The sequence below is a fragment of the Lysinibacillus sp. FSL K6-0232 genome (genome assembly GCF_038008325.1).
Taxonomy (GTDB): domain Bacteria; phylum Bacillota; class Bacilli; order Bacillales_A; family Planococcaceae; genus Lysinibacillus.
This window is the reverse complement of record NZ_JBBOYW010000001.1, coordinates 1,080,990-1,100,527: the sequence shown is the minus strand read 5'-3', so window position 1 is coordinate 1,100,527 and position 19,538 is coordinate 1,080,990. Positions and strand designations below refer to the sequence as shown.

19 protein-coding genes are annotated in these 19,538 nt (G+C 37.9%); all 19 read right to left on the bottom strand.

Annotated elements, in window-relative coordinates; genetic code table 11:
• Positions 1–6: 6 nt before the first annotated feature.
• Positions 7–693: a flagellar hook assembly protein FlgD gene (flgD, locus tag MHB42_RS05110; RefSeq protein ID WP_340804739.1), complete on the bottom strand. Its 687-nt coding sequence runs from the start codon at positions 691–693 to the stop codon at positions 7–9.
• 2 nt (positions 694–695) lie between these two features.
• Positions 696–1,961 carry a flagellar hook-length control protein FliK gene (locus tag MHB42_RS05105; protein WP_340804738.1) on the bottom strand — a complete coding sequence of 422 codons (1,266 nt, stop codon included), beginning with the start codon at positions 1,959–1,961 and terminating at the stop codon, positions 696–698.
• A 24-nt stretch (positions 1,962–1,985) separates the two neighbouring features.
• Positions 1,986–2,618: a MotE family protein gene (locus MHB42_RS05100; protein WP_340804737.1), complete on the bottom strand. Its 633-nt coding sequence runs from the start codon at positions 2,616–2,618 to the stop codon at positions 1,986–1,988.
• A gap of 4 nt (positions 2,619–2,622) precedes the next feature.
• Positions 2,623–3,072, bottom strand: a complete 450-nt coding sequence (gene fliJ, locus MHB42_RS05095) for a flagellar export protein FliJ (RefSeq protein ID WP_340804736.1) — start codon at positions 3,070–3,072, stop codon at positions 2,623–2,625.
• Entirely contained in the window at positions 3,073–4,398 is a 1,326-nt protein-coding gene (gene fliI / locus MHB42_RS05090) for a flagellar protein export ATPase FliI (RefSeq protein ID WP_340804735.1), read from the bottom strand. It abuts the gene before it with no gap.
• A 5-nt stretch (positions 4,399–4,403) separates the two neighbouring features.
• On the bottom strand, positions 4,404–5,192 hold the full coding sequence (gene fliH, locus MHB42_RS05085) for a flagellar assembly protein FliH (RefSeq protein WP_340804734.1): 789 nt from the start codon (positions 5,190–5,192) through the stop codon (positions 4,404–4,406).
• Positions 5,185–6,198: a flagellar motor switch protein FliG gene (gene fliG, locus MHB42_RS05080; RefSeq protein ID WP_340804733.1), complete on the bottom strand. Its 1,014-nt coding sequence runs from the start codon at positions 6,196–6,198 to the stop codon at positions 5,185–5,187. Before fliG ends, fliH begins: the two co-directional genes overlap by 8 nt.
• A 15-nt stretch (positions 6,199–6,213) precedes the next feature.
• Entirely contained in the window at positions 6,214–7,806 is a 1,593-nt protein-coding gene (fliF, locus tag MHB42_RS05075; RefSeq protein WP_340804732.1) for a flagellar basal-body MS-ring/collar protein FliF, read from the bottom strand.
• 121 nt (positions 7,807–7,927) lie between these two features.
• A complete protein-coding gene (gene fliE / locus MHB42_RS05070; protein WP_340804731.1) occupies positions 7,928–8,233 on the bottom strand; it encodes a flagellar hook-basal body complex protein FliE in 306 nt (101 codons plus the stop codon).
• 23 nt (positions 8,234–8,256) lie between these two features.
• Complete coding sequence (gene flgC / locus MHB42_RS05065) at positions 8,257–8,718, bottom strand: flagellar basal body rod protein FlgC (RefSeq protein WP_340804730.1); 462 nt, start codon at positions 8,716–8,718, stop codon at positions 8,257–8,259.
• A 3-nt stretch (positions 8,719–8,721) separates the two neighbouring features.
• On the bottom strand, positions 8,722–9,114 hold the full coding sequence (flgB, locus tag MHB42_RS05060; RefSeq protein WP_340804729.1) for a flagellar basal body rod protein FlgB: 393 nt from the start codon (positions 9,112–9,114) through the stop codon (positions 8,722–8,724).
• Positions 9,115–9,663: 549 nt separating this feature from the next.
• The gene (codY, locus tag MHB42_RS05055; protein WP_340804728.1) at positions 9,664–10,443 is read right to left on the bottom strand and encodes a GTP-sensing pleiotropic transcriptional regulator CodY; all 780 of its coding nucleotides are present in this window, start codon (positions 10,441–10,443) and stop codon (positions 9,664–9,666) included.
• A gap of 251 nt (positions 10,444–10,694) precedes the next feature.
• Positions 10,695–12,095 (bottom strand): ATP-dependent protease ATPase subunit HslU, encoded by a 1,401-nt coding sequence (gene hslU / locus MHB42_RS05050; RefSeq protein WP_340804727.1) that lies wholly within the window; start codon positions 12,093–12,095, stop codon positions 10,695–10,697.
• Positions 12,092–12,640 (bottom strand): ATP-dependent protease subunit HslV, encoded by a 549-nt coding sequence (gene hslV, locus MHB42_RS05045; protein ID WP_340804726.1) that lies wholly within the window; start codon positions 12,638–12,640, stop codon positions 12,092–12,094. Before hslV ends, hslU begins: the two co-directional genes overlap by 4 nt.
• Before the next feature lie 21 nt (positions 12,641–12,661).
• Positions 12,662–13,561 carry a tyrosine recombinase XerC gene (gene xerC / locus MHB42_RS05040; protein WP_340804725.1) on the bottom strand — a complete coding sequence of 300 codons (900 nt, stop codon included), beginning with the start codon at positions 13,559–13,561 and terminating at the stop codon, positions 12,662–12,664.
• 274 nt (positions 13,562–13,835) lie between these two features.
• Entirely contained in the window at positions 13,836–15,149 is a 1,314-nt protein-coding gene (gene trmFO / locus MHB42_RS05035) for an FADH(2)-oxidizing methylenetetrahydrofolate--tRNA-(uracil(54)-C(5))-methyltransferase TrmFO (RefSeq protein WP_340804724.1), read from the bottom strand.
• Between the two features lie 19 nt (positions 15,150–15,168).
• Positions 15,169–17,247: a type I DNA topoisomerase gene (gene topA / locus MHB42_RS05030; RefSeq protein WP_340804723.1), complete on the bottom strand. Its 2,079-nt coding sequence runs from the start codon at positions 17,245–17,247 to the stop codon at positions 15,169–15,171.
• Positions 17,248–17,338: 91 nt separating this feature from the next.
• On the bottom strand, positions 17,339–18,235 hold the full coding sequence (gene dprA, locus MHB42_RS05025) for a DNA-processing protein DprA (RefSeq protein WP_340804722.1): 897 nt from the start codon (positions 18,233–18,235) through the stop codon (positions 17,339–17,341).
• A 383-nt stretch (positions 18,236–18,618) separates the two neighbouring features.
• Positions 18,619–19,521 carry a succinate--CoA ligase subunit alpha gene (sucD, locus tag MHB42_RS05020; RefSeq protein ID WP_340804721.1) on the bottom strand — a complete coding sequence of 301 codons (903 nt, stop codon included), beginning with the start codon at positions 19,519–19,521 and terminating at the stop codon, positions 18,619–18,621.
• Between the last annotated feature and the right edge of the window lie 17 nt (positions 19,522–19,538).

The window sequence follows — 19,538 nt, the reverse complement described above, 5'->3', positions numbered from 1 at the left end:
CCACCTTTATTCGCTAATCACTGTAAAATCTTTATCTGTTAATTTTTTTCCGTTATCTAATTGATAATAAATAACGCCATCTTTATTGGACACAGAAACAACACGACTCTGTAATTCCTGATCATCCTCCATATACGTCACATTTTTGCCAATTAGTTTACTAGCTTGGACAAGTGGCGTTTCTGAAGTGGCATTATTACCATTTGAAGTTGTGCCAGTGCCTCCTAGAACACCCGAAATATTACCAGGTGTTATTTCCTTGCCATCTGCCAATAAGAAGACAACACTGCCATCTACAAATTTCAATGACTCGATTACACCCGTGCCTTCTGCAACAATCGGTTTATCATCTTCGTCCAATTCTTCTGTAATTTCATGCCATTTGACTTCTTGACCAATAAAGCTCGCATAGCTCATCATTTGTGTTTGTTGCTGGGATACTAGCAATGACTCCATTGCCTTTGTCATATTTTGCATTTGCTTTAAAGAAGAAAATTGAGCCATTTGAGAAATAAATTCTCGGTCATCCATTGGATTTGTTGGATCCTGGTGCTGTAATTGTGTAATTAATAGCTTTAGAAAAGCATCCTTGCCAAGATCACTATTCCCCGTTTGCTTTGTTGGTGGTCTATAATTTGAATAGTATAAATCATCCGTTATTGCTCCACTTACACTTTTTGTTTCTTCTGCCATCTTTACACCTCCTCATTTATTAAATAATCACTAAAGGACATACTTTCCTCATCCTCATCATTTTGCTGTTCCTGCTCTTCTTGCTGTTGCTGCTTAAAGAAATTATTAAAGAAGCTTTGATCGCGTTGCTGACGATCTGCATCCTGTAATGATTGGGCAATATCCAGTCGATCTACCTGTATATTTTGCTGAACAAATGCTTGTTTGAGCTGGTGTATTTGGCTATCTAATAGTTCACGTCCATGCGCTGTAGAAGCTAATAAGCGTGCTGTTAAAACACCGTCATTTTGAACAAGCTCAATACGAATTGTTCCTAAATTTTCAGGATATAACTTCAATGTTAGGCGTGTAATACCTTGTGCATTTGAAATTTGCGCTTTATTGATAATTGCCTGCATTTCTTTTAATAAAGCTTCTGATTGAGCAGGTTTAGCAGCAGGTAATGTCACTTGGAATGTATCTGCTTTTGTTTGTACTGTTTGTGGTGTCACCATTTCATTTGTAGTTGTTTCACTTTGCTTCGTTACTTGGATATGTTGGAAGCTTTGTAGTGGTAGTGTAACAGTTGTCTTTGTTGTAACCTGCTGAGCATTGTGAATTGTTTCCACTTGTGTTTGTATTGTTGTTAAAAGATTTTTAATACTGGATAATACAGTTTCTTGTGAAGCTGTTAAATCTGTTTTTTGCCCCACTAATTCTACTAGCTTTAATATTTGCAGCAATTGTGTTGCTTCTTTTGGTGTTATTTGACCTTCGCCTTGTAAGACTGTACTCACTTGTGCTTGTAGCATTGGTGCTTGGGCATCCACTAAAGTTAATAACTCCCACACATCGCTAGCCTCTTTATCTTCACCTAAAAGTTGCTGTACTAATTTCTGCAGTTGTTCCTCATCAATGCCTAATGCCTTCAGTATATTGGCTAACGTAAGCATTTCATCCATTGCCACAGCCTGACCATCTTCACCAACCTGTAGCATTAATAAGCCTTCATCATGTGGAATATTTAGTAAATCTAACAATTCTTCCAAAGACTCTGCATTTAATATTGCCTGTGCGGCTACAACGTCATTTGTTGCTACGTTTGAAGGCTGGTTTGTTTGACTAGAAGCTGACACAATTTGACCAAAAACAGCACCGAATTTTGATAAGCTTTCCTTATTGGTCATACCAGTTGCTTTGCCCTCTAACCCGCTAGTTACTGTAGATTTGGCTGCTGCTGTATTGGCTGGGGCTGCCTTTGACATTATTTGCATCATTGCGACATCCATTTTCTTTCACCTCCTTTCAATATATTATTGCTGAGCCTCAGGTTGAGGTTGAACTTGGGCCATTAATTCTGCATATTTCGCTGCATCAACAGCTTCCATTTTCTCTAAAATAGCTGCTAGCTTATCTGGCTTTAAATTTGTTAAAATACGCAGTGTTTCTGCATCGCTCATATTAGTAAGAATTGCTGCTGCTTTTTTAGGTGTCATTTTGTCGAATGTTGTTAAAATCTCATTAAAGTCCCGCTTAACCTCATCTTGTTCTTGCATTAACTTATCAATTTCAAGTTGAAGTTGCTCTTTTTCAACTTGCAACTGCTCATTTTCTGTTGTAGCTGTATCAAGCTTTTGTTGAAGCTGCGTAATTTCGGCTTCCTTTTCTTGTATTTCTGCCTGTAGATTGACCATCTTTGAATCATTATTAACAACGGCATCTTTTGCTTGCTGCTCTGCTGATGGCATAAATGGTAGTTGGTCTATCGCCTTTTTTCCTAAATCAAAAACATTCGTATTCATTAATGTTGCTACAACAAGTAAAACTGCTACAACAAACATAATGGGCAGTACAATCCAAGTAAAAAACTTTAGAAAGCCACCTTTTTTTTTCTTCGGCTGTTCTTCGATCAATTCTGCTGCCAACCGATTATCTTTTTTTGCCATGAAATCACCTGATTTCTTTCTTGTTATACGTTTGTAATGAAATTTCATCTAAAAAAAGGCTTTCTATCCGATCTTGCTCTTGTTGAAATAGTTTAAAATCCTTTTCTTTCATTTTTTCAAATTTACGTACTTCCAAGTTTTTTTCTAATAGTTTTTCTTCATGCCAATTCATCTTTGCACGAGCCTGTATAACTTTTTGTTGTACATCTGCAATTGTTTTCTCAAGACTATCAATAAAACGGCTATAATGATGAATTTCATCTATAGATGAACCGACAGTTAAGCGCTCTTGCTGAAAAGCCATTAAATCCTCTTTCTTTTTTAGCAATTCATATAGCTTTGTTGCAATCTCTTCAAAAGAACGGACAGATTCTTTATAAGCTATTTCAGTTTCATTTTTCTCTTGCTCACGAATGGTTAACACTTTTTCAAATCGATACATATAATTAACCACCTATTTTGCACCACCGTTCGATAATGTTATTAGCTCATTTACACTTTCTTCTAGTGTTATTTTATCTAAGTAACCCTGTTTAAGATAAGCTGTAATGAGTGGTTCATAATGAATTGCTTCATCAATTTCTTGAGATGTCCCTCGTTTATACGCACCAATATTAATTAAATCCTCAGATTTATCGTATGTGTAATAAAGCTCTCTTAACCGTTCAGCAGCTTTTTTATGTGCTGGCTCTGCAACATGATTCATCAAACGGCTAACGCTTTTTAATACATTAATGGCTGGATATTGCCCTTTATTGGCAAGGTTTCGATCTAACACAATATGACCATCCAGTATTCCTCGCACTGTATCAGCAATTGGCTCATTCATATCATCACCATCAACTAAAACCGTGTAAAATGCTGTTATTGAGCCCTTTTCATTTGTTCCTGTACGTTCAAGCAGCTTTGGTAAAATTGCAAATACAGATGGTGTATAGCCTTTTTGTGCTGGCGGCTCACCTGTAGCAAGACCAATTTCACGCTGTGCCATTGCAACCCTTGTTACGGAGTCCATCATCAGCATGACATTTAAGCCACGGTTTCTAAAATACTCGGCTATAGCTGTTGCTGTAAATGCCCCTTTTATCCGCATTAATGCTGGCTGGTCAGAGGTAGCAGCAACGACAATGGACCTGCTTAAACCTTCAGGACCTAAATCACGCTCAATAAATTCCCGAACTTCGCGACCACGTTCTCCGATTAGTGCAATGACATTCAAATCTGCCTGTGTGTTTCTTGCAATCATACCCAACAGTGTGCTTTTCCCAACTCCTGAACCGGCAAAAATACCTACACGCTGACCATTGCCAACGGTTAACATACCGTCAATTGCTTTAACGCCCACCTCAAGCCTTTCGTTAATAGGTGGACGAGTCAATGGATTTGGCGGGTCTTGCTCAGTAGGAACAGTCGTCAGTCCTTTTGGTAGTAACGTCCCATCAATGGGGTTGCCCATTGAATCTAAAACTTTTCCAATTAGCTCAGGGCCAACTTTTATTTCAAGGGGAGCTCCTGTTCCTTCAACAAGACAGCCAATTGATATTTCACGCAGAGAGGTAAAGGGCATTAAGACAACAATTTCATCTTTAAAGCCAACTACCTCTGCTAAAATAATTTGATGACCATTGTTTACTGTTTCTACATGAATTTTACAAACGTCGCCAATAGAACTATCTGGACCTTGCGACTCAATCATCAAGCCGACAACCCGCGTTACTCTACCAAACTTTTTAAAGGTTGGCATATGAGGAATATGTTTGATTAACTGAGCCGTTTTCATCTAGATCATTCCTTACTTTCTAATATATCATGTAGCTTTAATCGAAGCTCATTTAATTGCTCATCGATACTTACAACAATGCGACCATGATTTGTTTCAATATAGCAATCTGTATCACTCTCAAAATCCTCATTAACAAATATCATTAATGGTACATCGACTGGGAACATTTCTGCTAATTCATCTCGATTTGCCGTAATTAAAGCATGATAAGCAGGAGAAACATAAATTTTAATTTCTTTCATCTCTCTCGCTTCTTTCAGTCCTCTACGCACAATTGAAACAAATAACTCATGATTTTGTTCCAAAGAAGCACCAATAATACGCTCAGCTGCTGTTAAGCCTAACTCTAAAATAACAGCTTCCTGATCTTCAATATATTTTTGTGCATTTTCTTTCGCTTGAATAATTACTTCATTTGCTGTTTGAAGAGATTGTGCCATTGCTTCATTTGCTTTGTTTATGCCATCTTCATAGCCTTGCCCAAAGCCTTCATCATAAGCTTCCTGAACCCGATTAGGTCTTTCCTCTTCCCAGCTTTGTTTTAAAAGCTCAACTTCTTGCAAAAATAGTTGCTTTTCTTGTTCAAATGCTTCACGCTCTGCTTGTAAAGTAGCTCTCGCTTCTGCAAGCAGATAATCGCGTTCTGCCATTACTTCTTCCATCGTTGGTTGATGTTGTGAAGAGCTTACCTCTTCTTCCACAGACATTGCTTCAAACATATCACGAATCTCAATTTTTTTTACTTCATCATTATTGGACTGTGTGTAAATAGAACGGATGATTCTAGACAATAACGTCATCTCCTCCACCACGTGCAATAATAATTTCGCCAGCATCCTCTAAACGACGAATAACAGCAACAATTCGAGATTGTGCTTCCTCTACATCACGTAAGCGTACAGGTCCCATAATTTCCATTTCTTCTTTAAATGTTTCAGCCATACGCTGTGACATATTGCGGAAAATAATATCTTTTACTTCATCACTTGATACTTTCATTGAAAGCAGTAGGTCTTCGTTTTCACAATCACGAATAACACGCTGAATCGAACGATTGTCGAGTGTAACAATATCCTCGAATACAAACATACGTTTTTTAATTTCCTCTGCAAGCTCTGGGTCTTGAATTTCGAGCGCATCGAGAATTGTTTTTTCTGTTTGTCGATCCACACCATTCAATACTTCAACGACTGCATCAATACCACCCGTTTCTGTATAATCCTGTGTCACTGTAGATGATAATTTACGCTCTAATACAGATTCAATTTCACTAATTACTTCTGGTGATGTTGATTCCATCATAGCAATACGCTTAGCAATATCCGCCTGTACTTCCTGTGGTAACGAAGATAAAATAACACCCGCCTGCCCTGCCTCTAAATAAGAAAGAATCAGGGCAATTGTTTGTGGATGCTCATTTTGAATAAAGTTAAAAATTTGCGCTGGATCAGCTCTTCTTGCAAAATCAAATGGTCGCACTTGTAATGAGGATGTTAGACGATTAATAATCGTTTGTGCTTGTTCGACACCAAGCGCTTTCTCCAATACAGTTTTTGCGTAGCCGATCCCGCCTTGTGTAATATAATCCTGCGCAAGAGCAATATTATGAAATTCCTCTATAATTTCCTCTTTTACATTTGCTTCTACCTTTTTAACACTGGAAATTTCTAATGTTAAACGTTCAATTTCTTCCTCTGTTAAATGTTTATAGACAGAAGCCGAAACTTCAGGTCCTAATGAAATTAACAAGAGAGCAGCTTTTTGTTTCCCTGTTAATTCCTTATCTTTCTTGGACACAGCCGAACCTCCTCGTTAATCCTCAGCAATCCAACTACGCAGTAACTTCGCAAAATCGTCTGGCTTTTCCTTTGCCATTTTCTCAAGTTGCTTACGACGCATTGTAGCTTCTGTTTCAATTTCTTCATTAATATCATCAACTATTAATTCTTCTTGTTCCTCTAGAATACTTTGCTCTTCTTCTTCCTTCGCACGCTTGCGAGAACGGATAATAAAGAACGCTAGCAGTAGAATAACAGCCAATAAAATACCGCCAATTACCCAAACCCACCATGGAATAACTGGTGTTTCATCTGCAACATCGGTTACTTTTCCGTATAAAGGTTGCACAGATACAGCTACCTTTTCATCAATTTGTTCTTGTGTTAGCTCTGCTGCAACATCTTTTGAAATCGTTGTACGTACAATTGTGCTTAAGATTCTTTCAATATCTTCACGGACACCATCTGGCAATGAAGCAACATCTTCTGCTGTTGGTGGCTCAACAATTACTTGAATACCAATATCTTGGATTCTATAAGGAGCTTCTTGAATATCTTTGCGTATACGGTTGACATCATTGTTAATCGTTTCCTCCGTACGCTCATACTCCCCATCACCCATCATGCCTTCGTTATAAGTAGTGAAATTATCCGTAGGCATTTCAGCTTCTGGCTCTCCAGTAGCTGCTGCACCTGTGCCAGTATATTGTTCAGTAATACGCTGTGCACTAATGGCGATTCCTTCCATATTCTCTTCATCAACAGGTGTAACGAGGTCTTCTTGGCGATCTTCTTTTTTGAAATCAATATCTGTTGTGATGGAAACCATTACCTTATCCTGCCCCATCAGTGTACCAAGCATCGTTTGTACCTGACGCTGTAGATCACGTTCTACCAATTTCTTCATTTGTAGTTGACCTTCAGGAGTTGCTGTAGATAGACCATCAGTAGATGCTGCATTCAAATCAAAATACTCTGAGTATTGGTTAGAAATAACAATATTTTCAGGTTTTAAGTTAGGAATACTTTTAGATGCCAAGTTATACATTGTTTGAATTTGTTGTTCTGTAAATTTATAGCCTGGGTCTGTATTCAATACAATGGATGCAGTTGCCTCATCCTGAACATCTGTTAAAAAGATACCTTCCTCTGGCATCGTAATTCTCACACTTGCATCTTTTACACCTTCTAAGTTTTTAAAGAGCTTCGCAATTTCAGTTTCAGTCGCTGCCTTTTTCAATAGATTAAACTCATTATCTGTCATACCAAATCCTGAGCTATTCGCAAATGAGTAATCAATTGTACCTGTTTGTGGATACCCCTCTGAAGCTAACTGTACTAATAAGGAGTCAACCTGTTCTTCAGGCACTAAAATAGAAGTTCCACCTGGAGCAATTTCATATTTCACACCTTGGGCATCCAACGCTTCCTTTACTTGTCCGATTTCTCTTGTCGATAAATCTTTGTAAAGTGGTACATATGTAGTTTTAGAAGCAAAAAATGTCACAACTGCTGCAAGTACAAGCACACTTACTACGGAGCCAATCATAACTATTTTTTGCTTTTTACTGCGACTTTTCCAAAATTGACTGGTGTCGTTTTTTATTTTCGTCAATCTTTCATTCATTATGAATCCTCCGGTTATAGTGAATAACCTAGCAATCAATAATTTGCGAAAACAGTGAGCCCACCAAATAGGTGGTTGTTAAGCTATATCGACAGTGTATGTTCTTACTCTGCCAATAAAGTTACACGCTCATTCGCATTATTTCTTGGTAAGCTTCAATCACCTTATTGCGAACTTCAATTGTTGCGTTTAATGTAATACTAGCCTTTTGTGATGCAATCATTACTTCATGTAATTCCACATTATCACCTTTAATGAGCTTTTGCGTAAATGTGTCAGAAGTGATTTGTTGATCATTCACTTTAGCGATTGCTTCTTTTAATGAGTTCGCGAAGCTTTGTTGTGCTTCATAAGGTGTTGTATTCAGCTTATTTGTTTCATTTACAGCTTGAGTAGGCGTCATGAGTGAAACGGATGAAATTGTCATTATGTATCTTCCCTTCTCTTTATTTATTTACCAATCTCTAAAGCTTTTGTCAGCATTGATTTATTTGCATTAAACACCGTTACATTTGCCTCATATGAACGAGTGGCTGACATTAAATCTACCATTTCTTTCAATGGGTCTACATTCGGCATATTGACATAGCCATCTGCATTTGCATCTGGATGTGTTGGGTCATAAACAAGCTTGAAAGGTGTTTCTTGATCCTCTGTTATACGTGTCACTTTGACACCATTTCCAACACCGCTTTTAGCATTTTTACTAAGTGCTGCATTGAAAATTTTTGAGAATTGACCTTCCTGTGCGGTTAATGTCACTGACTTACGTCGATACGGTTCCCATTCTCCGTTTACCTGACGTGCGCGTGTTGTATCCATATTTGCCATATTCGCAGAAATAACATCCATGCGTAGGCGTTGCGCTGTTAAAGCTGAGGCAGTCGTATTCATTCCATGAAAAATAGACATTTATTACTTACCTCCTTTAATAACAGTATTTAATGTGTTTAATTTCCCGTTTACACGATCAATTAAAGCATTGTAATAAATTTGATTTTCTGCTAATTTTGCCTGTTCAGCATCCATATCTACAGCATTCCCATTATTTCGATAGCGTAAATTTTCCAGATTATGAACACCAGGCGTTGCTTGTCGAATTGTGAAATCATAATGTCTATTATCAGTGCGATATGCTGAAATCGCTATACTTCTCTCTTTTTCCAACATATCTTTAAAACTAACATTTTTCGCTTTATAATTAGGTGTATCGACATTCGCAATATTATTTGCGATCGTTTTATGATTCAAAGTGGCATAGGAAAGTCCGTGTTCCAGGCTACTAATTGTTCCTCCAAATAAATTCAAACCTGTTCACCTCATTTTATTTCAATTTATGTATTAGTTATTTTATCCAATAATACAATTGTAATTAAGATGATACCTAGTGTCTATTGTCTTTTGTCACTTTTTAATAGTCTATACGCCCTATTTTTTCTTATATCCAACCAGGACAAAACTGCTGTATCTCTTATTTCACAAGGGTTTATTCGAGCTTGACAAATATCTAGTTATTTTACACTATTTCTACAGTGTTTACGATTTTAGTGTGAAATATGGCTTTTTTTCAAACGCTATTACCTATAAAAACGCATTTTTCACAAGGTTCCTTTTGACTATTATTCCAAAGTTCAAATATTCAAAAAGTGCAAATAGAGTTTTTCACTTACTACTGTACTAAAGTAACAAAGAGATAGTTAGCATATTCTTTCTATGCTAAAAGTAGTGACAACTTTTTGAACATAATTAGGAAGAAAGCAATAAATATAGCATTCCGGACTGCTTTACAAAGAAAAAGCGTCTAGATATTCACCCAGACGCTTACATTTTTATCTTCTCTATTTATAAAAGAGACCATTATTTCATCTTGATTTCTGCTAAAGCATTTAAGAATTTATCGTTCAGCACTTTAATATAAGTACCTTTCATACCTAAAGAGCGAGATTCGATAACGCCCGCAGATTCTAGTTTACGTAATGCGTTTACGATTACTGAACGTGTAATACCTACGCGGTCAGCAATTTTAGAAGCCACTAGTAAACCTTCATTGCCATCAAGTTCTTCAAAAATATGCTCAATTGCTTCTAATTCACTATATGAAAGCGAATTAATCGCCATTTGTACAACAGCTTTGCTACGTGCCTCTTCTTCAATTTCTTCAGATTTTTCGCGTAAAATTTCCATGCCTACTACTGTTGCACCGTACTCTGCTAAAATTAAATCATCATCTTCAAACTGTGAAGATAGGCGAGCAAGAATTAATGTGCCAAGACGTTCACCACCACCAACGATTGGTACAATTGTTGTTAATGCATTTTGGAATAATTCTTTGTTCTCCACTGGGAACGCTGTATGTTCATCATTAATATCTAAGTTTGATGATGTTTCAGAAATTGTAAATAAGCTATGTGTATATTCCTCTGGGAATTGTCGCTCTTCAAACATTTTTTTCATACGTTCATTTTCAATTTGTTGGTGAATGGAAATACCTAATAATTTTCCTTTACGGCTTACAATATAAATATTACTATCGATAATATCTCCTAGTGTATCAGCCATTTCCTTGAAGTTTACTGGCTTCCCAGCTGAAGCTTGAAGCATTGCGTTAATTCTACGTGTTTTTTCTAATAAATTCATTTAAAGTTCCTCCTATAAATAATCCGAACATATTTACTTACTATTTTAAAGCTTTGGATGGCTTCATCAATTATGCCCCAACATCAGGCACATCCGCCGGGGCTTTTATCTTGGCTCAGCGGACACCCACTGAATAGAGGTAAAAAAGCATTCATTCCCTCCCAGCAGAAGAAAGGATTTTCTGTATCTATCGCTTCGCTTTCAATACAAAAAGAATTTGCTGCACCAAGATAATCCTATTCAGCTTTATCTTACAATATAAACTGTGATAAATCTTTATTTTTGACTATGCCTGCAAGTTTTTGATCAACATATGCAGCATTGATTGGGATATTCGCTGGTGCAATTTCTGCAGCTTCAAATGATAGCTCCTCTAGCAAACGCTCTAAAATTGTGTGTAAACGTCGCGCACCAATATTATCTGTTTCCTGATTTACCTCTGTTGCAATTTCAGCAATTCGCTCAATCGCATCTGCTGTGAAATTAATTTCCACACCTTCTGTTTCTAACAATGCCTTATATTGCAAAATAAGAGATTGATCTGGTTCCTGTAAAATTCGAACAAAATCTTCTTTTGTTAATTTCTCAAGCTCTACCCGAATCGGGAAGCGACCTTGTAACTCAGGAATTAAATCGGACGGCTTCGACATATGGAATGCACCTGCAGCAATAAATAGCATATAATCTGTTTTCACTGCACCATATTTTGTCGTCACTGTAGAACCTTCTACAATCGGTAAAATATCTCGTTGCACACCTTCGCGTGATACATTTGCTGATGTATTTCCTTCTTTGCTAGCAATTTTATCGATTTCGTCAATAAAAATAATGCCTGATTGCTCAGCCCTCGCAATTGCCTCCTGTGCAACCTCATCTGCATCAATCAGCTTATTTGCTTCTTCTATTGTTAAAATGCGACGTGCATCTTTTACTTGCACACGGCGTTTTTTCTGCTTTTTAGGCATTAAACTAGAGAGCATATCTTGCATCCCACTATTAGCAGACATATCCATGCCCGTTCCCTGTAATGCATCAAAAATGGATGGTGTTTGTTCTGTTACCTCAACAGTCACCCATTCATTTTCCAGTTTACCATTGCGTAAATCAAGAGCAATTTGCGCACGCTTTGATCGTACTTCAGCCTCATCCGCTGATGAATCATCATTTGTTGGCTGTTCTTTGCCACCAAATAACATTTCAAATGGATTTTGCATTGTCTGTTTTTTGCGTAAAGAAGGCACTAATAATTTCACAATAGCTTCATTTGCTAGCTCCTCTGCTTGTTCCTTTACAGACTCCATCATTGCTTCCTTTACCAGACGATGTGAAGCTTCCACTAAATCGCGCACCATTGATTCAACATCACGCCCTACATATCCTACCTCTGTAAATTTGGTTGCTTCCACTTTTACAAAAGGAGCATTTGTCAGTTTCGCAATTCTTCTGGCAATTTCCGTTTTTCCGACACCTGTTGGCCCGATCATCAAAATATTTTTCGGAATGACTTCAGCCTTCATATCATCATTTAATAATGAACGACGATAACGGTTACGTAGTGCAATAGCTACGGCTCGCTTAGCTTCATTCTGCCCAACAATGTAACGATCTAAATGTTCAGTAATTTGTCTTGGCGTTAAATTTTTTTGTGTCATTCGTTCAGCGCCTCCACGATAATATTATGATTTGTAAATACACAGATTTCAGCAGCGGTTTTTAATGCCGCTTCAGCAATTTCACGAGCAGTCATCTGATCACCTGCATATTTTTTCAATGCTCTGCCCGCTGATAATGCATAATTACCGCCAGAGCCGATTGCTAAAATACCATCATCTGGTTCGATAACTTCACCTGTACCCGATACAAGTAACAATGTTGTTTTATCCATAACAAGCAGCATAGCCTCTAATTGGCGTAGCATTTTATCACCGCGCCATTGCTTCGCAACCTCTACTGCTGCACGCTGTAAATTTCCATTATATTCGTTTAATTTGCCTTCAAACATTTCAAATAATGTAAAAGCATCGGCAACAGAGCCTGCAAAGCCTGCAAGAACCTGACCATTAAACAGACGTCTGACCTTCCGTGCTGTTCCCTTCATCACAACAGCATTGCCTAATGTGACTTGACCATCACCAGCCATAGCACAGCCTCCATTATGATGAACTGCAAATATCGTTGTTGCATGAATTTGTCCCATCTGCCTTCCTCCTTAGCTCTATTATGCCCTTGGATGAGCATTCATATATGTTTGACGAAGATGCTCCTTTGTTACATGTGTGTAAACCTGTGTAGAAGATAAATGCGCATGACCTAATAACTCCTGCACTGTTCGCAAATCCGCACCATTATTTAACAAATGCGTCGCAAATGTATGGCGAAGCATGTGTGGGTAAATTTTTGTATGGAGTGAGGCCTTATCAATCATTTCATTTAAAACATGACGCACCCCTCGAGGTGTAAGTTCCCCACCACGCATATTGACAAACAACTGCTGATGCTTTGTTTTTTTCATCAATCGTGGACGAGCTTGCTCTATGTAGTCCTGCATGGCTAAACTCGCAAATTGACCAAATGGGATAATTCGTTCCTTTCGACCTTTCCCCATCACACGTATAATAGAATAATGAAAATCAACATCTTCTACTTGAATGGATGTCAGTTCACTCACACGAATACCTGTTGCATATAACAGCTCTAATATAGCCATATTTCTTAATGATTTCAAATCATCGCCTATATTTGCATCGAATAACTGCATCAATTCTTCTTCGTAGAAAAAATTTGGCAAACGCGATTCTTTTTTAGGATGGTATAGAGAACGAAATGCGCCATCATCTAATCCATATTGTTTATTGAGAAAACGGAAAAAGGAGCGTATCGAGGAAATCTTTCTTGAGATAGAAGCCCTTGCTCTTTTTTCATCGTACAACTTTGTTACATAAAGACGTGCATGTATATATTCAACACTTGCTAAATCATTTACTCCCTCTTCTTGCAGAAAAGCTAAGAAATTTAACAGGTCTGATTCATATTCGCGCACCGTATGAACAGAGAAGTTCTTTTCAGCCTGGATGTAAAGCAAGAACTGTTCGAGTGCATCTTGGGACGAAACTAACATAGAAAGATTCACCACCAATGATTATTAATAATTTCCTTCAATAACTAACACTTGTACTATAACGAATAGACAATGTTTTGTCATCTTGCATCATTTTTTATCATTAATAAACATACATATTGACACTATACTTATCTTTACCATATAGCAAGTGTAAATAGTTATATTTTAAAAAAATCTCAATATAAAATCATAAATTTTGTTTAAATCAGCATTTTATCACCAAAAAGAAAAAGCCTCTAAGAGTATATCAACTTTTAGAGGCTGTTGGCAATTAAATTGTTTGTGAATTCACAAAATTGCGAATTTCACTTAATGCACGCGTTGCATGCATTTCTGCACGTTCTGGTTTAGAGCGACGACCAGGTGGTAACTCAGGGAATATACCAAAGTTCACATTCATTGGCTGGAAGTTTTTCGATTGCGCCTCTGTTATATAACGCGCCATACTTCCTAACGCTGTTTCAAATGGGAAAATAATTGGCTCTTGCCCTAGTGCTAAGCGAGCAGCATTAATACCTGCTATTAATCCACTCCCTGCTGATTCAACATACCCTTCTACACCTGTCATTTGACCTGCAAAGAAAATATTTTTTCGCTCGCGTAGCTGATATGTTTTTTCTAATACTTTTGGTGAATTAATAAATGTATTGCGGTGCATAACGCCATAGCGCACAATTTCCACATTCTCTAGACCTGGGATAAGCTGCAGCACTTCTTTTTGTGGACCCCATTTTAGATGTGTCTGGAAGCCGACAATATTATAAAGTGTACCTGCTGCATCATCTTGACGCAGCTGGACAACTGCATAAGGACGTTTCCCTGTTTTAGGGTCTTCCAGACCAACTGGCTTCATTGGTCCAAACAGCATTGTTTTCTCTCCACGAGCTGCCATTACTTCGATTGGCATACAGCCTTCAAAGTAAATTTCTTTCTCAAACTCTTTTAATGGTACAACCTCTGCTTCGATAAGTGCTTGACGGAAATGATCAAATTCTTCCTTTGTCATAGGACAGTTTAAATAAGCCGCTTCGCCTTTATCATAACGAGATTTTAAATAAACCTTGTCCATATCTATGCTATCTTTTTCAATAATTGGCGCTGCTGCATCATAAAAATATAAATAATCTAACCCCGTTAAGCTTTGAATTTTTTCAGCTAGTGCCTTTGATGTTAGTGGACCTGTTGCGATAACCGTAATGCCCTCTGGAATTTCTGTAACCTCTTCATGAATCACTTCCACAAGTGGATGATTTTTTACAGCCTCTGTTACATAGCCAGCAAATTCATGACGGTCTACTGCTAATGCGCCCCCGGCAGGCACTGAACATTGATCTGCCGCCTTTAAGATAACAGAATCTAAAATGCGCATCTCTTCCTTAATAACCCCTACAGCATTTGTTAAGCCATTGGCACGCAATGAGTTCGAACAAACAAGCTCTGCAAATTTATCCGTATGATGGGCAGGTGTTTGCTTGACGGGACGCATTTCATAAAGTTTTACGTTAACACCACGTTTTGCAATTTGCCACGCTGCTTCACTACCTGCAAGGCCTGCTCCTATTACATTTACTACTTGTTCAGTCATGTTTCTTACCATCTTCCTATCATTGAGTTGGTGCTTCTTCATAGTCACATTTTGTACATTGAATTTGCACGCCTTTTTTAATCTTTTTCTCTACTAATAATGCACTACATTTCGGACACGGTCTACTAATCGGCTTATCCCATGACACAAACTCACATTCTGGATATTGATTGCAGCCATAGAATAAACGCTTTGTTTTACTTTTACGTTCTACAATTTCACCTGTTTCACAGGAAGGACATTTTACACCAATTGGTTTCATAATCGCTTTTGTATTGCGGCAATCTGGGAAGTTTGAACACGCCATAAATTTACCATAGCGTCCAAGCTTGTAGACCATTGGTGAACCACATAGTTCGCAATCCTCACCAGCAGGCTCATCTTTGATCACAACTTTTTCCATAGCTTCATCCGCATGTTTTACATGAACCTCAAAGTCCTTATAAAACGCATCAACAACCTCTACCCATTGACGACTACCTTCTTCAATATCATCTAAATCTTGTTCCATTTTTGCTGTGAATTCGATATTTATGATATCTGGGAAAAACTCTAATACGAGTTGGTGTACAATTTCACCTAGCTCTGTTGGCATAAAGCGTTTGGCGTCTAATACAACATAGCCGCGGCGCTGAATTGTATCGAGGGTCGGTGCATATGTGGATGGGCGTCCAATACCTAGTTCTTCCATTGTTTTCACAAGACGCGCCTCTGAATAACGTGGTGGTGGCTGTGTAAAATGCTGCTTAGGCTCAATTTCAAGCGATTTTACTTGATCGCCAATTTCCATCTCAGGTAGAAGCTTTGTTGTTTCTTCAGCTTGATCATCAGTACCTTCGATATAGAGTTTCATAAAGCCTGCGAATTTAACTTGTGAGCCGTTCGCACGAAATAAAACATCACCATTTTGAAGGTCTACTGCTACTGTATCCAATATAGCTGGTGCCATCTGACTTGCAATAAAGCGTTCCCAAATTAAACGGTATAAACGCAACTGATCTCTACTAAGCACCGCTTTTAAATCCTCTGGTGTACGCATCGTACTTGTTGGACGAATTGCCTCATGCGCATCTTGTGCATTTGAAGCCTTTTTCGCTTGCTTTGTATCTGTCGCAATATATTCTTTACCATACTTTGATTCGATGTAAGTGGTCGCCTCTGCTTTAGCAGTATCCGAAATACGTGTAGAATCGGTACGCATATACGTAATTAAGCCGACTGTTCCCTCTTTTTTACCAATATCAATTCCTTCATATAATTGCTGTGCAAGCATCATTGTTTTCTTAGCACGGAAATTTAATTTTCGTGCTGCTTCTTGCTGTAAGGAAGAAGTTGTAAAGGCTGGTGCCGCATTACGTTTACGTTCTTTTTTCGATACATTAACAACTTCAAAATTTGTACCTTTTACATTTTTTAAGATTGCTTTTACTTGTTCTTCATTTGTTAATTTAATTTTCTCTTTGCCATTACCATAATAAAGGGCATCAAAGGTTTTTTTACCTTTTTCAAATGTCCCTTCTATTGTCCAGTATTCCTCTGGCTGAAAGTTTTTTATTTCATTTTCACGATCAATAATCAAGCGTAATGCTACAGATTGTACACGACCTGCTGATAAACCCTTCTTTACCTTTTTCCAAAGAATCGGGCTAATGTTATAGCCAACAAGTCTGTCCAGTATTCGTCTAGTTTGCTGAGCATCCACTAAATCTAAATTGATCGGACGAGGGTGTTTAAAGGATTCAACAATTGCATCCTTCGTAATTTCATTAAAGACAACTCGACAATCTGAATTAATATCAATGTTTAACGCAGTCGCAAGGTGCCAAGCAATCGCTTCTCCCTCACGGTCTGGATCGGCTGCTAGAAATACTTTCTTCACTTTTTTAGCTGCCGTCTTAAGCTCCTGTAAAACAGGCCCTTTACCACGAATGGTAATATATTTAGGTTCATAATTATTTTCTGTATCCACACCCATTTGGCTTCGAGGTAAATCTCGAACATGTCCAATCGATGCTTTTACTTTATATTTTTTGCCTAAATAACGTTCAATTGTTTTTGCTTTTGCTGGTGATTCTACAATCACTAAATAATCCGCCATCTATATCTCCCCCTTAGCGAGGTCTATTACTAATTTTTTAAGTTACCTGTTGCAAAATGTATAACAGATTTTAAGATAATGCAACTTTTTTTCAATTTTTGTTAGAAAAGAGAGCCAGTGTTTCTACGATTTGATGACCATTACTCACCGGAATTGCCCCCTCTAACAGTAACTGATTTGTCCCCCTAGACTGCTCTGCATCAATAGGTCCCGGTACAACAAATACATCCTTTCCCTGCTCTAAAGCAAGCTCTGTTGTAATAAGTGTGCCACTTTTTAACGCAGCTTCTGTCACAACTAAAGCTTTAGCTAAACCGCTAATAATGCGATTACGCATTGGAAAATGCCATTTTTCTGGCTTCATATAGGGAGGATATTCCGTTACTAATAGCTGGTGCTCCATCATTTCTTGAGCAAGAGCTTGGTTCTCTTTAGGGTAAAAATATTGAAAACCATGTCCAAGCACAGCAATTGTCTGGCCACCCATCTTTATCGTTGCCTTATGAGCCATTGTATCAGCACCTTTTGCTAGCCCGCTAACAACCGTATAACCATGTTGAACAAGTGGCGGAACAATATAGTCCATCGCTCTTATTGAATACGCTGTGGCCTTCCTAGAGCCTATAATCGCTATCTGTTTGTTATTTGTTAATAAGGAACATTGACCTTTCACATACAATACAGTAGGTGGGCTAGATATTTCAAATAATTGCGCTGGATAATAAGGGTGATAATAGGGTATGGGGAAAATATTAGCTTGTGCATAGGCTTCCTCAAACGGAAATGTCATCATTTGTCGAAAGTTTTGAGCGATTTGTGACGCTTTATCTGTCGATATTTGTAAAAGTTTCGCAATCTCATGGTAATGAGCCTGTTCAAAATGGCTCAATACATCCACTGGGGATACTAATCGTTGAAGTTTCTGAAGTGGTAATGGATATACATAATGCAAAGCTAGTAATCTCTGTGCATCTACTGCAAAGATCATTTAACAAGCCTCCTTATAATAGAAGAAATGAAATGACCGCATAATGATTCCAACACAATCTCCATCAAAAATCTTTCCCATCATTTATAACAAAAAGTATGCGCTTTTGCACAGTAAATAGGGTCTTGCTAACTACGTCATACATTCATAACAATTATTTCCATTTCAGTGCAAATCAATTACGCCCAGCGTAATTGCGTTCGGATTTTATCTCGGTTCAGTGGACATTTACCCACTGTCTTCTATATAGGCATTTTAGATTATTTTCACAAGCTCTTGCTATACATATAGAAAAATAATCGTTATTTAGACTTAGCAGAAGTATGGTAAACAGTGTATAAATAATGAAAAAGATGCAGCAACAATGTGCTACATCTTCCATTTTAATGGGTTTTACATTTTTCGTATAGCCCTTTTTCTTTAATTACTTTAATCAATGTTTCACCAATAACAGAAGGTGTTTCGGCTACTTCAATGCCAGCTGCGTTCATTGCTTTAATTTTCTCTGCTGCTGTTCCTTTACCACCAGAGATAATCGCACCTGCGTGACCCATACGTTTTCCTGGAGGTGCAGTTTGTCCACCAATAAAGCCAACAACAGGTTTGGTCATATTGGCTTTAATCCATTCAGCCGCTTCTTCCTCAGCTGTTCCACCAATTTCACCAATCATCACAACAGCATATGTGTCTGGGTCATTATTAAATGCTTCAAGTGCATCGATAAAGTTTGTTCCATTAACAGGGTCTCCACCGATCCCTACAGCTGTTGTTTGACCGATTCCTGCCTGTGTTAATTGATGTACTGCTTCATATGTTAATGTACCAGAACGAGAAACTACTCCTACGTGGCCTTTTGTATGAATATAGCCAGGCATGATACCGATTTTACATTCATCGGCTGTAATAACACCTGGACAGTTTGGACCAACTAGGCGTGTCTTCTTACCTTCCATATAACGTTTTACCTTTACCATATCAAGAACAGGAATATGCTCTGTAATACAGATTGTTAATTCTAATTCTGCATCAACAGCCTCTAAAATAGCGTCTGCCGCAAATGGTGCAGGTACATAAATAACTGAAGTTGTTGCACCTGTTGCTGCTACAGCCTCTGACACTGTATTGAAAACAGGAACTCCTTCGACTTCAAGTCCACCTTTACCTGGTGTTACACCTGCTACAATTTTTGTACCATACTCAAGCATTTGCTTTGTATGGAAAAGAGCTGTTTCGCCCGTAATCCCTTGTACAATTACCTTTGTATCTTTGTTAATAAATACAGCCATTGTTCTCCCTGCCTTCC